We start from the raw sequence: 13704 nt of genomic DNA on the forward strand, positions 1-13704 counted from the left end.
CGATGTGAAAAGTGATATCTACTAAGGCATGCTGTATAGTGCTTTGGAGAGTTTCCGGGAGAGTATTGTGGGGTTGAATGAGACTGATTCTTTTAATGAAGTAATAACTAAGTATGAAACTATTTTCGAGAAAAGGTGATGTACTGCAAAGCATAGCTAATAAAGATTTTAAGCTGGAAAAAGAAATACAGCAACTCATAGAAAATAATCTTGGCGAGATTTTCAACCTGGAATTTGTTCGATCAGAAATGCCAATCAGCAATTTCAGAATAGACACATTGGCATTTGATAAAGAGAATAATTGTTTTGTGATTATTGAATACAAAAAGGACAGGAATTTTTCTGTTATCGACCAAGGCTACACCTACATGTCTTTACTGCTCAACAACAAGGCCGACTTTGTGCTTGAATACAATGAACAGAAAAGCAAATCTTTAAAAAAGAACGATGTGGAATGGTCACAATCCAAAGTGATTTTTATTGCGCCAAGTTTTTCTGAATACCAAAAACACTCTGTCAACTTTAAGGACGTGCCCTTCGAATTGTGGGAAATCAAACAATACGAAAATGCTGTAATTGGATTGATGCAACACAAGAATAGTTCGACTGAAAGTATTACCAATGTTACAGCCGGAGAAAAGAGTGTTGTGAAGGAAGTGTCCAAGCAAATCCAGGTTTATACGGAGGCCTATCATTTTTCTAAAAGCAAAAAACCAAACCCGGAAATAGAATCGCTTTACAGGCAACTGAAGGAGCGAATTTTGACCTTAGGTGAAGTAGAAGTTGTACCCAAAGGATTATACATCAGTTTCAGAAAGAAGAAGCCATTCTTTGACGTTGTGGTTTACCAAAAAGAAGGTTTGTACTGTCTGATTAATCTCAAAAAAGGCCAACTAAACGATCCAAATGGAATCACCAAGGACGTAAGCAACAAAGGTCACTGGGGAAACGGGGATTACTCCGTTCTTGTAAAAAGCGAGTCAGATTTAGACTATATCATGTTCCCTGATCAAGCAATCCTACAACGCACAAACCTGAGATAGCCTCTATGAGTAATTCGACCTACTCCTTTAGCGAACACACCCACCGCTATGCCTGCTGGACTGCAGCAAGAGTAGCCTCCATCGGCCGTTTCAGCAATGCTGAGGTCAGTGGCTTTATTGATGCCGTTAAACTTCGGGAGCATATTGATCGATTCCTGCAACAGGGCACCATGAGTAAGGATGCTTCTGTAAAACCCGCTGCAAGAACTCAAAGATGAAAAGACTTTCCTTCGAAGATCTCTGAGCAGACAAATTTTGACTTAAGTTGATCCCATTAACATTTCGATTATCCGCCTTCATGCCTTCGCTTTTTTAAGCCAATTTCCATCATCGTTATTATGGAATTTCTAATCCTACTTTTATTAGTGACTGGTTTATTTGTGGCCGGAATATTTGGGCCGCAAATCAAGGGCATTGTTGGAGAGAAAACTGTTTCAGCAATTTTGCATTTTCTTGATAATTCAAAATACATCGTCTTAAACAATGTAGTATTAAATACAGGCGGAAGAACAGCACAGATAGATCATATAGTGATTTCAGATTTTGGCCTGTTCATAATTGAAACCAAAAACTACAAAGGCTGGATTTTTGGCAGTGAAAATTCTGAATATTGGACACAGGTAATCTATAGTAGAAAAGAAAGGTTCTACAATCCCATTCGCCAAAATGCAGGACATATCCGAGCCATAAAACAATGCATTCCCGAATTGAATAGCAACCAATTCATTTCAATAATTGTGTTTTCATCAAAGGCTAGCCTGAAGATTAATACCGACACTATCGTCACAAACACATCCGGTCTTTTGAATGCCATCAAAAGGCACAACCACGTGATTCTCACCCAAGAGGAGAAAGAAAATATCTTCCAAGCAATCACACTCCTTGATGAAAGTGCCACTTACAACAAACGTGAACACATTGAATCCATTCAGCAAAATATCTTCAAAAAGAAAGATCGATTGAACAGGGAAAATGCCCGCATTGCGGCAATGAACTGATTTTGAGAAGTGGAAAATTTGGAAGGTTTTGGGGTTGCAAGGCCTATCCAGTATGTAAGTTCACACGAACAATGTGATACGAATATTTCTTTTCTATCAGGCTACTATTTGGATTAAATAAAAACAGTTTCTATTTAGTTAGTTACCCTATTGAGCAGTATTTGTTGGGCATGGCGTAAGTGTAATTATCCGTGCATCTGAGTCAGATTGCAAATACATTGCTATCTGCCCAAGCAAGCTTGCATCAGATTGGTATCACAAGCTAGAAATTACATCCTTAGATGTAATACTTATTTATTTCAGTATGCATTCAAAGAATTGACCATGGCAGAAAACAACAATTCCAGTGAGTTATTTGAGCTGATTAAGACAATTGAAGAAGCCATGACAAAGGCGATTGCCATAGCCAATAAAGCGAAGACGAAAGCCGTAAAGAGCCATAAATTCGCGGAAGCTGCCACTGCCCGAGATATTGAAAAAACGTTGCTGGACGCCCAGCAGATATTATTCCCAAAAAAGGATTGACCTGTACTATCAACAGCCCGTCTAAAGTTTTTTTGATTTCAATTATTTTGGGATGATCCTTTTCATTCCTTGAGTGCTGATGATAAACCCTTATCTCAAGTATTTTATTTTCACCTAACGAAGGAAGGACCGGTTATTAGCCGGTCCGTTCCAGTGTGGGTTTAGGGGTTTCTACTATGATGCGTGATGAGAAACTGAGTGCAACTTATCTGGCTACATCGCAACCTATTTGCAACCTCACTTTTTGTTTTCAAAATCTCGTCATTCAACATTTGCAAATGCCCTAACTTCAACCACCTACTAAAGCCATTTTCATGCCTGCTAATAAGTCAGCACTTTCCCGCTATCGCATCATTGACCGCTGTTTGCGAAACAACATGCACCCCTTCCCCGATAAAGACTATATCAGGAACAAGTGTGAAATGGAAATTTTTGGAGAGTTGTCTGGCAAAATTTCTATTTCTCAGATTGAGAAGGACTTTGAAGCCATGCGCAACGACAAGGGGCTGGGCTATTATGCCCCCATTAAATACCATAAAGTCAGAAAGGGGTATTACTACGACGAACATAACTATTCGATAGAAAAGCTACCCCTCAACCCACAGGAAGAGGATGCCCTCAAATTTGCATCTCTCACCCTGTACCAGTATCGCAACATCAGCATCTTCGAGCATTTCAAAGAAGCCATCGACAAGATCTACACCCGACTCTCCCTTTCTCGTCAGCCCGGCGATCCAATGGTTGATCAGCTTGTACAATTCGAAAAGACTCTAGGCAGTGATGGCAACGATTGGCTGCAACCGATTTACCATGCCATTGCCAACAACCACCCCATCAGTTTTGAGTACGACAATATCTACAAGCAAGAGCACAAAACCTTCTCGCTGGTTCCTTATTTACTAAAGGAAAACCGCAATAAATGGTACGTGATTGGCTGGTATGAAAAACATGCCGCTTATCTAACGTTTGCCCTCGACAGAATGACCAATGTAATATTGGAGCCAAAAATAGTAGTGAAGCGTACTGACTTTAATCCTGAGTCATTATTCAAAAACGCTGTCGGCATCATGGGTGGCAGCGATCATCCGATAGACCTGGTGATTGAAGTAAAGGAGCCCATCAGCGTATTATTGGAGAAGCATCCGATGCATCATTCACAAGCAATAACCAAGCGATTGAAAGATGGCATACAGGTAAGCATGCAGGTGATTGACAGTCCGGAACTATTGAGTCAATTGCTCAGTTTTGGAAAACATCTTACAATAATTAAGCCGCTGGAATTAAAGCAACAGTTCAAGGAAACACTGCAGGAAATGCTGGCGCAAAATTGATGATACTTAAGCCGTAAGCAATGCTTTAAGACTCAATGTGCCTTTAGGCTGGCTGCTGAAACGCCGGATCTTCATGGATGCAGTAACCGGCATTTCGAGTCCATCAACATGAAGCTTGGGGAAGCGTGGAGATGACATTACATCTGCATGATCACATTGAAACACTGGTGCTTCTATATCATCAATGTAGAAGAAATACTGGTTATTCACAGAAAGCAAATACATGTCCATGATCCTGGAAATCTTTCCATCAAGCCTGCCTCTTTTTTCCAGCAGTTTCACACTGTTCCTTACGTTAATTTCTGCAATTTGCCAAACCCCAGTAGACAAATGCAACACACATCGTAAGCTGAGCTCCGACGGGGCGTTTTCCTTTTGTTGCATTAGCAACCCCATCTCTCCTTCCGCTACCTCATCGAGGTTAAATTGGGCATGAATCAAATAATCACCTGCTAATGTTGGGGGACTCTCAATGTGGTTACAATCGCTGTAGCTATGCTCAATTAATCCTTGCTGCCAAAGCTTTCTCTGTTCAAAAACAAGGGTACGGTCTGTAATCTCCGCCAGACAATGCATGAGTAACATGGTTCATTCTTTTGCCAAACTTTGTAGCATTAGAACGCAATGTATTTGAGGAGTGAAAAATGATTTGGAAGACCTGTCATCAAAAACATTCATCAGTAATTAAAGCTCAAATGCTACCTGAATAGAGCTCAGATACATTTGAATTTGAGCCTTAAACCGATATCCCATGAGCTCTAAAAGGGAATTTTCTGGCCAATTCACCCTATAGCCTCGCAGACAAAATGGAGCATAGACGAGCCCTGATGAAAAAAAAATGTGGAGCTGAAAATGATCCGGACAAACCCTTTGGCTTGACTATCATGTATTTTGCACCCATGCCAAAAAGAAAAGAAATATTTCCGAGCCCCACAAGGCCAATGGAATTTGTAGCAGTATTAGTAATCATATTGCCCACATTGGAAGGCCCGGCTTATTTATTTATGGCCTATGACCCATTTAGAGACAAAATATTCAATCAACAGGTGGAAGCCGATGATAGCCCGGAGTCTCTGCTGAAGTTTATTTATTACCTCGCTGAGGACCCGTTGTTTCCAACAGAAATCAAAGAAGGTTTCACACTCGTTCTACATAAGTACGAGCACTTAGCCGACAGGATGCAACGGATACTTACACCACTAAATGGAACACTCTTGTTTAATGAAGTTTTTCACCACCACCTGACACTGCCAGTGCTGAAACATTTTGAACAATTTCTAAAGAGACGAGGCAAATAATCTAACAATGATTGTATCAGGACTTCTCATTTCTTCCTTGCTCGCCAATCCCATGGTGCAATGGGATTGGGATCGGCCCATAAGCCTTTGCGATTTCGCCTTGCCTGCTGTTCCATAGCAGCCCAGCGGGCATCTTGATCATACTTTTTGAAATGCCAGGCCCAGCCAGCCTGTAGCAACAATTCATTTACGTTACGCTTATCCTCCAATAACACAACGCCGATTGTTCTGCCATACCGATCTTTATTTTTTACTTGTACAAAAACCTGTTTACCAAAAACAAGCGAAGAGATATACGCTTTTGCATTGTTGGAATAGGGTTGCTTCTTCTCCGGGCAGTCGATACCATGCAGCCTGATTTTTACCTGCTGGTTTTGAGCAGTAAGCAAAGTGAAAGTATCGCCATCAGCTATAGCAATGACCGTTCCTCTTAATTGTGCTGACACAGCTAGCCAGGCAGTAAGCGTAAAAAGTAAAACAAGCAATGCTCTATTCATATTCTGTTTGCGACTATTCTTCATTAAGAGTCGATGCTAAATCATATTTTTCAAAAACCTTTGTAATTCCCTGACCGAGTAAATGGAACAAAAGGTAAATTCATTTTGCAAATTACATCTCATGGCTACAAGTAAGGAAATGCCACAAGCAATACATCTGAAAAAACAGCTGAAACAGTGTCAGGAACTGCCTGAAGAACTTGCCATCAGGATACATCGTTCTATTAGTTGGTTGATCTGTTTTGAAGAACATGAGAAGAATCCTGATGTTGGATTCCTGAGCCTCTGGATATCCTTTAACGCTTGCTATGGAGTGGATGCCAGCAACAATGAAAAGAAAACCGAGCGGGAGCGATTTAAAAAATTCATTGATCAACTTGTACAAAAGGACGAATCGCAACGCATTTTCAATCTCCTCTGGAACAAATTTTCTGGTCCTGTTAAGATGCTGATCGACAATCACTTTGTTTTCAAAACTTTTTGGGACTTTCACCGAGGCGAAGCTCCAGAATGGGAAACCGCATTTAGAAAGTCTCAAAGCGCTGCATTACGCAAACTGTCCGAACAAGATGTGGCCGGCTTGCTGGAGATTGTACTGGATCGGCTCTATGTATTGCGAAATCAGGTGATGCATGGAGGCGCCACCTATAAAAGCAAACTGAACAGAAGTCAAATAAAGGATGGAGTTAACATGCTCAGACTTTTAATCCCTGTAATCATAGAAATTATGTTGCAAAACCCTGAGGAAGACTGGGGTGAAATTCTTTATCCTGTGATTACTAACTAAAACTTTTCAGCCTACCTCCTTGATACTATTATGGAGCATTATTTGAAAAAGCACTGAATAGATTGTAATATTCGATTTGCGGTTGGCAGGTGTACTGAATATGCCTGACTTTGGCACCCTCGTTGATGTACGTGTTGTACGCAATGGAAAACAGGAAAAAATACTAAGTCGCCGCGTTATTTCTTTTTAAAAACTTATTCAAACTGTTTTGCTGTTCATGTAGCTCTAGGTTTAGCGCTACCTTTTTGTTGAACTGATGTTCATGAGCAACCCGGTTTTTCAATTCCGCTACCTTTTTTTCCAAATATGCAATTTGTTTTGCTGTTTCAGCAAATTCATAAATAGAAAGGCATTCAAAGTTATATGATGGAAATAATTGGAGGCAAAAATCCATGTAAACTGCATCTAAAGAACGACTCAACCTTAAAGAGTAAGGATTATAAATCGGATTTAACCAGTCAGTTTTGAAGGCCCAATCGATGACGGCATTGTCTTCATTTAAAGGATGTTTATGCTTAATTGATGTTGACAGGAAGTATTCTTCAGCATAATGTACAATCAAAATTAAATGATATGGAATCGACTTTTCGATAAGTTCCAATACTGAAGATATTGGATCCTTTTCCTTGAGTTCAATTGATATAATCTGAATTTCATCAATGTCATTTGCTTCGAGATTTATCGTTTCCGGTGATAGCTTGTATTGCCAAATAATGCGAGCTACCTTACTAGATAGCATACTCCGCTGCTTCGGTGTTGAAAACGAATCAAAAGAGTTCTTGGGAATAACCCGGTACAGTTTGGCGGACTTGGGTAGTTGAAATATTTCCATTTAACGTACTATCAGAAATGATACCAATTTAAAATCTTCAATGCCTTTGAATTTTTCTTTTAACGCTGTAGTGCCACCCGATTTAAAAAGACTATGCACCTCCTTCTCCTCTTCCGTTTTGAGAATAGAAGCAATACTCTTTTTAAGTAATAGCGAATAATGATCCATCTGATGATAGTCGTCTGTTTCCTCTGTGATTTGTTTACATAAGTCTATGAGCGGCTGTGTAATACCATTGCAAAGCATCCTCATTATATCCAGAATCTTCTTGGATTCAATATGATCTAGGTAAATTTCACTATCGCCTTTAATGAATACCAGGTAGTATGGGTGCAGTCTATTCAACTTGTTTATATTGATGCTATAATTCATGTTCTTTAGCACGAATATTGCACCTTGTGTGGTCTTGTCTTTTGTACTGACTACTGCATGTAAGCCTTCGGGAATTTGACGTAACTCACCGTAGGTTTTGATGTAATTGGATAAATCAACCCGAAATTCATTAAGGCCGAGGTCGGTGATGCTAACACCTTCTCTGAGATCTTCCAGGTCTATCACTTCCTCCATCAATTTTCGTAATTGGATCTTTACGATACTCAAGGTCCTTCTCGTCGGTATTCAAAATATTATCATCCCCAGTGCTGGCCATGTTACTGATCAGCATTCTGTTTTCGACTCTTTGTTTGAGGTTGATGTAAGAGTCCAGCGTTACATCGGGCCAGAAATTTACCATAGTAATGGTTTCATTCTTTGAGCCGATTCTATCTATTCGCCCAAAGCGTTGAATTATCCGGACTGGATTCCAATGTATATCATAATTAATGAGGAAATCGCAATCCTGCAGATTTTGCCCTTCTGAAATACAGTCGGTAGCTATAAGCAGGTCGATAGAGTCTTTGATCTTGGGATATAGCAGCTCCTTGTCCTTTGACAAAGGAGAAAAGCAGGTTAACAGTGTGTTGAGCTCAGCAGGAATGCTTTTAGTGTTGCATGTTTTAGCAGAACCGGTGATCAGCGCAGTGCTTATATTGTATTTGTCTTTTAGGTACTGCTGTACGTTCTCGTATAGGTAATTGGCAGTGTCAGCAAATGCAGTGAAGATGATCGCTTTACGATTATCAGGATTGAATGGAGAAGAAATTTTATCGTCCAAGAGCTGTATGAGCTTTTGCAGTTTGTAATCCTCTTTCCCCCTGACATCAACAACACCACTCCACAGGCTGTGAAGTATTGACAAGTCTGCAGAAAGGTCTTCCTTCCATCTATGCGTATCAATATCTGAAACGTGGACTTTTATCTTTTTACCAATGACGTTTTCTTCATCACCCCATTCAGCTTCCCAATCAAATTCCTCTGAATCGACATTGGCCTGAAAGCCTTCGTAGTCACTTGATGTTCCTTTTTCAATTGTTCTCAACGCTGCCTCTATTTGCATGATGATACCTTCAAGTGTAATTCGAAATGAATCCACTGAACTTTCCAGGCGCTTCAGCAGATTTATTCTCATGAGTACCAAAAGGCTTTTCTCACGATCTATTTGCTTGAAGGTGCCCGACTTGACCGTTTTATCATAGAGCTGGGCGTAGTGGGCTATTCTGCTATTGAGAATATAATTGAGAGGGCTGTAGATAGAAAGATTGAGAAGCGTTAGCTTGTCAGCAATTTCAGCATAGGTTATTTTATCATCTTTTGTGAGAGGGCTTTGTATGGAAACTGGGGTATTACGCTGTGGAAACCGCCCAATATCTGTGGTATCGTAGTACTGGGTAATATGCTTTCGTGAGCGGGCAATAGTGAGAGAATCTAAGATCTCAAAAAAATCGAAATCCAACATATCTAACAGTCTCTGTGTAGTACGCTCTTGAACATCCAGCCGACTCCAGGTATTAAAAGCTTGTTGTGCCTGTCGAAAAATCAGGTCTACCCCTTTTTCGGTTTCTAACTTGCTGTCAATATTGGCAGCTTCGCCTTCGTAAGCCAGGGCAAGTTGGTTGCGTAGGTCATTAAACCTGTTATTTACTGGCGTGGCAGAAAGCATGAGGACCTTTGTTTCAATTCCTTCCTGCATCACTTTGCGCATGAGGCGCTGATACCTGTTTTCTTTACCGGTAAAGGAATTATTATTTCTGAAGTTGTGTGACTCATCGATTACTACCAGACCGTAGTTACCCCAATTCACCATCTCCAGGTTTCTTCCATTACTCATACCTCTGTCACGTGATAGATCAGGTATGGAACAGCACATCGTAGCGCAACCTATCTGCTGACAACAGATTGTTTTTGTCATTATTTCGATACATGTTCCAATTTGCTTCGAGCTTTTTAGGACAAAGTACCAGGACATCCTTATTGCGCATTTCATAATACTTAATTACGCCTAAGGCAGTAAAAGTTTTACCTAGACCCACACTATCAGCTAAGATGCATCCCTTAAACTTTTCAAGTTTGTTTATTGCACCAATGACTGCATCTTTCTGGAAGTTGTAGAGCTTATTCCATATGACAGTATTCTTGAAGCCAATTTGTTCATTGGGCAGACTATCGAGAGAAAGGTCATCAAGAAAATCATTGAAAATATTATAAAGGGTAATGAAGTAAATAAATTCAGGACTATTATCCTTGTAGGCGCTTTCGAAGTAATCCTGCACTCTGGCGGTTACCTCCTTTAAGTCCTGTTCGTTTTCCCACACCTGGTCAAACCACTCAAGATAAGCAGTGCTTTGAGGGAAGTCAGTTTTTTGAATGAGTGTAGGAAAGCCTTTTTTATGGGTGATACCTAAGTCGGAAGTGGTAAAACTTGAAAGATTGCTGTACGCAGCATCAGTTTGCTGCGGGTTTTGCACATGGATCATGCCGTTGAGCGGCAAGTTTGGGTGGATATTGGATTTGAATCGGACTTTCTTCTGCACCCACTTGGAACATTCCCGGGCTATCGCTCTTTGCGTAAGTTGATTTTTGAGGCGCAATTCAAAATCGCCACCACATAGCTCTGATTCTTTGTAGATGTGGGGGATGTAAAAATTGCGTGGAAGCTTCTGAAACTGTTCTTCGATAAATGTTGGCGAACTAAAAATGAAACGTAGCTCTTCAATTTTGTCAAGTTCTTTCTTTAACGCTTCATAAGCATATATAGAAAATGATGAGGCCGCAATGCTGAGCTTACTGCCTTTTTGCAGCGTTTCACGGAGATCATCTATCAGGCGATGATTAACATTATCTAGTAGCTTCATTCACTGAAATAATGAGTGAGTAATGATTACTTTAGTTGAATGACCTCCAACAATTTAGCATAACTGCTAATTTGATGGAAATGCACTTCTGTACCACTTATAGCTTTGAAATGCTCCTTGGCACAATGGATTTTAAGCTTTTCGATTTCACGTAGCTCAAGGTCCGAATCTGAGCCTTTGGTTTCAGCAACAAAGTAGATGTGGCGAACCCTTTCCTTATCGAAAACTATGGCCCAATCGGGGCTGTAGTTGGCTACCGGAGTGGTGATATAAAAGCTCTTAGGCAACTTGGCGTAGACTACCACTTCTGTTGCAGCCTCCAGTGCTTTTGCGAATTCTGCTTCTATTTTGGAGTCGGTGGTGAGGTAATCGTAAATGTGCTTTTTGAGTAGGTCTGAATTGCGCAAGGCATTCTTATCATTGGTGAATACCGTTTTGGCGTCGTACTCAGCATCTATCTTATGATAGGTGATATTGTTTATAATGAGGCTGGCTTTAACCTCATTGATTAGGCGACCGCATTTTGCAATGAATTCTTCTGGGTTTCTACGGAGCAGCAGGAACTTTTTAGGACTGATCTGTTTCAGAATTTCAGCAATTGTACGGCGGGTGAGATTAGTGAGTGCTTCTATTTCGCCTACTATATCGTACACGGCATTCGCATAAGGATCATTTTTCAACACCTGCTGCTGAGTATTGTTTGCATTCAATAAGGCACCCGCCTGCATTTGTGTTTTATCGCCATCTGCCAGCTCGCCGGTTTTCACCTCATACTGGCGGTCAGCAATGGCTAGCTGCGCATCAATTTTGACTACACTTTCCTTGATAAGTTTTGGTGTATCAAATTGTACCTCATACACGGTCTTCAAATTAATCTTTGACCAAAGCTCCTGGAACTCTTTCTTTTTGAAATTGGCATTGGTATTCAGAATGACTGTTTGACGGGCATTTTCCGGCATAAATTCCTCGCCGGTGTAAATGGACTTCACCAGCTTTACTACTGAGTCTCGAAAAGGCTCCAGATTTTCGGGCAGCGGGATCCTTCCATCATCAATGAGACCTCGACCTTTTTCGGTGATTTTATCATCATCATCGATGATGTCATTTTTGTACAGGATCTTATTGAGCTTTTTAGCATCGTCTGCGGTGAGGCGATGTTCTTCATCCATTTCGTTTTTTACCAGTTTGCCAAGGAAGTAACTTGCTTCTGCCTTTTGTGGCCTATCAGACAATGAGGCAGCTATTTCGGATTGAAGGCCTTTCGCAAAAGTTTCAAACTTTTCCGAAGCCACAATTGTGAGCTTATTGACCTCATGCACCTGATCGGCAATAGTTTCAAAGTCCTGACGTATGCCATGCTTATTTACACAAAGACGCATGCCCCTGCCAACTTCCTGGCGGCGGCGAGTAACGTTGACGCCTTCTGGATTTTTTAGTGCACAAATTTGGAAGACGTTGGGATTATCCCAACCTTCTTTGAGGGCTGAGTGAGAAAAAATGAAACGCACAGGTTGATCTAAATCCAAAAGTTTGGTTTTCTCTTTCATGATTAGATCATAAGCCGAAATATCGTCGGACTCCTCTGAACCCCTTTTGATGGAAGGATCAACAGATTTACCTTTTTTGTCAATAGAGAAATATCCCTCATGCACTTTCTGTGCATCATCCCTTGTCAGGTATTTTTCATAATCAGTTGGCATGTATCCTTGATGAACGTTACCCGGATCTGTCTCGAGCAGGTATTGGTTGTACTCCTGCTGAAAGAGGTCAAGAAAGTTGCAGCGGATATTGTTGTATTCTTCCTCGAATATCCGGGCGTATTCGCCCAAGTCAGGATCTCCGTTTTCATCGTACACCCTGTACTTTTCTACTGAATCAATAAAGAAAAGAGAAAGAACTTTGATACCTCGTTGGAAGAGTTGCTTTTCCTTTTCAAAGTGAGACTTAATTGTCTCCCGAATTTGAATACGACGAAATGCTAGTTCATCCGTATCATTCAATACGTCGCCTGGGAAGACATCCTGCCCGGCTATAACTATTTTGTTGTGGTAGCCGTTGATTTCTGTGATGATTTGATTGGCATAGGCCGGAATGCCGCCTGAAAGTTCATAGAGATTGGCACCTTCACTTAGTTTTTGTACCACTCGCTTTACCCCTTCGCCATGGCGCTTTTCGAATTCGACAACGGCATAAGGTGGTTTGGTGGCACTGAGGCTGATTTGCTCGAGGTATAAATATCCGTTGGTGCCTGTGGCGCCTTTGAGGTTGATGCCCTTGACCTGAATCTTTTTCACCAGGCGTTTACGGTAGGCATCCAAGGCGTCGAGACGGTAAACCTTATTGTACTCCACACGATGCGTAGCAGAATAACGCAAAGTGAACAATGGCCTGAACTCTTGCATGCTGGCAAGCGTAGTGGGACCGTCTACCGACTGCGGTTCATCAATAATCAGGATGGGATTGGTTTCAGCAATGATGTCAATTGGCCGGCGGGTGCCAAACTGATCGAGCTCCTGCTTGATGCGCCTTGCGTCTTCGCCCCGGGCGGCAAATGCCTGGGTGTTGATCACCATTACGCTGATCCGGGGATCGCTGGCAAAGCTTTCAATATCTTGAGGGCGGCCGGAGTTGTAGATGAATGCGTTTACCTTATGGCCATATAGTTCCTGGAAGTGCTCCTGGGTATCTTCAAATGTTTTGAATACCCCTTCGCGGATGGCGATGCTGGGCACAATGACAATGAACTTGCTCCAGCCATAATGCTTTTGGAGCTCGTACATGGTACGGATATAGGTATAGGTTTTACCGGTACCGGTTTCCATTTCGATGGTGAGGTTGTAACCGGTTCGCACACCATTTGGGCGCTCTATTTGTTGACTCTCGTATAGGTCATTATTGCGCTGCACCTTCTGGATGTTCTGCAATACCTGGCTTTCCGGAATCTGGAAGGGACTATTGCGATAGCCTATGTCTTCCAAAACTTCCTGCTCAAATACAGTGGCCTGAACGCTACCAGCCGCCGCTTGCCTTGCTTTGCGTATCGGATCCTGGCTTCGCTCGAGGGTGAAGCGATTGGACTTGAGGGGCTGACCTTGAAAACAATCCACCACCGCTTTGACCGCCTGAACCTGAAAGTCTTGTTGTTTGAATTGAAGTTTCATCA

15 protein-coding genes are annotated in these 13704 nt (G+C 41.5%); 8 read left to right on the top strand and 7 right to left on the bottom strand.

Going from position 1 to position 13704, the window contains the following annotated elements; all coding sequences use genetic code 11:
* The first annotated feature begins 113 nt into the window (after positions 1–113).
* From GLV81_RS12975 to GLV81_RS13000, 6 genes are all read left to right on the top strand, one after another.
* Positions 114–1043 carry a DUF5655 domain-containing protein gene (locus GLV81_RS12975; RefSeq protein ID WP_157479240.1) on the top strand — a complete coding sequence of 310 codons (930 nt, stop codon included), beginning with the start codon at positions 114–116 and terminating at the stop codon, positions 1041–1043.
* A gap of 5 nt (positions 1044–1048) precedes the next feature.
* A complete protein-coding gene (locus GLV81_RS12980) occupies positions 1049–1261 on the top strand; it encodes a hypothetical protein (protein WP_157479241.1) in 213 nt (70 codons plus the stop codon).
* Positions 1262–1381: 120 nt separating this feature from the next.
* Entirely contained in the window at positions 1382–2041 is a 660-nt protein-coding gene (locus GLV81_RS12985; RefSeq protein WP_157479242.1) for a nuclease-related domain-containing protein, read from the top strand.
* Positions 2042–2043: 2 nt separating this feature from the next.
* The gene (locus GLV81_RS21745) at positions 2044–2118 is read left to right on the top strand and encodes a topoisomerase DNA-binding C4 zinc finger domain-containing protein (protein WP_425500016.1); all 75 of its coding nucleotides are present in this window, start codon (positions 2044–2046) and stop codon (positions 2116–2118) included.
* A gap of 247 nt (positions 2119–2365) precedes the next feature.
* On the top strand, positions 2366–2566 hold the full coding sequence (locus GLV81_RS12995) for a hypothetical protein (protein ID WP_157479243.1): 201 nt from the start codon (positions 2366–2368) through the stop codon (positions 2564–2566).
* A gap of 314 nt (positions 2567–2880) precedes the next feature.
* Positions 2881–3897, top strand: coding sequence for a helix-turn-helix transcriptional regulator (locus tag GLV81_RS13000; RefSeq protein WP_157479244.1), 1017 nt, complete (start codon positions 2881–2883; stop codon positions 3895–3897).
* Between the two features lie 6 nt (positions 3898–3903).
* On the opposite strand, the gene GLV81_RS13005 is transcribed toward GLV81_RS13000, so the two are convergent.
* Complete coding sequence (locus GLV81_RS13005) at positions 3904–4482, bottom strand: hypothetical protein (protein ID WP_157479245.1); 579 nt, start codon at positions 4480–4482, stop codon at positions 3904–3906.
* 242 nt (positions 4483–4724) lie between these two features.
* On the opposite strand from GLV81_RS13005, the gene GLV81_RS13010 reads away from it, so the two are divergent.
* Positions 4725–5195 carry a hypothetical protein gene (locus GLV81_RS13010; protein WP_197428301.1) on the top strand — a complete coding sequence of 157 codons (471 nt, stop codon included), beginning with the start codon at positions 4725–4727 and terminating at the stop codon, positions 5193–5195.
* Between the two features lie 26 nt (positions 5196–5221).
* On the opposite strand, the gene GLV81_RS13015 is transcribed toward GLV81_RS13010, so the two are convergent.
* Entirely contained in the window at positions 5222–5641 is a 420-nt protein-coding gene (locus tag GLV81_RS13015) for a thermonuclease family protein (protein WP_197428302.1), read from the bottom strand.
* A 172-nt stretch (positions 5642–5813) separates the two neighbouring features.
* On the opposite strand from GLV81_RS13015, the gene GLV81_RS13020 reads away from it, so the two are divergent.
* Positions 5814–6479: a HEPN domain-containing protein gene (locus tag GLV81_RS13020; protein WP_197428303.1), complete on the top strand. Its 666-nt coding sequence runs from the start codon at positions 5814–5816 to the stop codon at positions 6477–6479.
* A gap of 163 nt (positions 6480–6642) precedes the next feature.
* On the opposite strand, the gene GLV81_RS13025 is transcribed toward GLV81_RS13020, so the two are convergent.
* From GLV81_RS13025 to GLV81_RS13035, 5 genes are read right to left on the bottom strand one after another with little or no spacing between them, the layout of a single operon-like run.
* The gene (locus tag GLV81_RS13025; protein ID WP_157479248.1) at positions 6643–7311 is read right to left on the bottom strand and encodes a DUF4391 domain-containing protein; all 669 of its coding nucleotides are present in this window, start codon (positions 7309–7311) and stop codon (positions 6643–6645) included.
* Entirely contained in the window at positions 7312–7878 is a 567-nt protein-coding gene (locus GLV81_RS19495; protein WP_197428304.1) for a hypothetical protein, read from the bottom strand.
* A complete protein-coding gene (locus GLV81_RS19500) occupies positions 7835–9517 on the bottom strand; it encodes a DEAD/DEAH box helicase (RefSeq protein ID WP_197428305.1) in 1683 nt (560 codons plus the stop codon). The genes GLV81_RS19495 and GLV81_RS19500 overlap by 44 nt, the downstream gene beginning before the upstream one ends.
* Before the next feature lie 19 nt (positions 9518–9536).
* The gene (locus GLV81_RS19505; RefSeq protein WP_197428306.1) at positions 9537–10541 is read right to left on the bottom strand and encodes an SNF2-related protein; all 1005 of its coding nucleotides are present in this window, start codon (positions 10539–10541) and stop codon (positions 9537–9539) included.
* 26 nt (positions 10542–10567) lie between these two features.
* A complete protein-coding gene (locus GLV81_RS13035; RefSeq protein WP_157479249.1) occupies positions 10568–13702 on the bottom strand; it encodes a type III restriction-modification system endonuclease in 3135 nt (1044 codons plus the stop codon).
* Positions 13703–13704 lie beyond the last annotated feature (2 nt).

It is taken from the genome of Phnomibacter ginsenosidimutans, assembly GCF_009740285.1.
In the GTDB taxonomy this organism is placed as follows: Bacteria; Bacteroidota; Bacteroidia; order Chitinophagales; family Chitinophagaceae; genus Phnomibacter; species Phnomibacter ginsenosidimutans.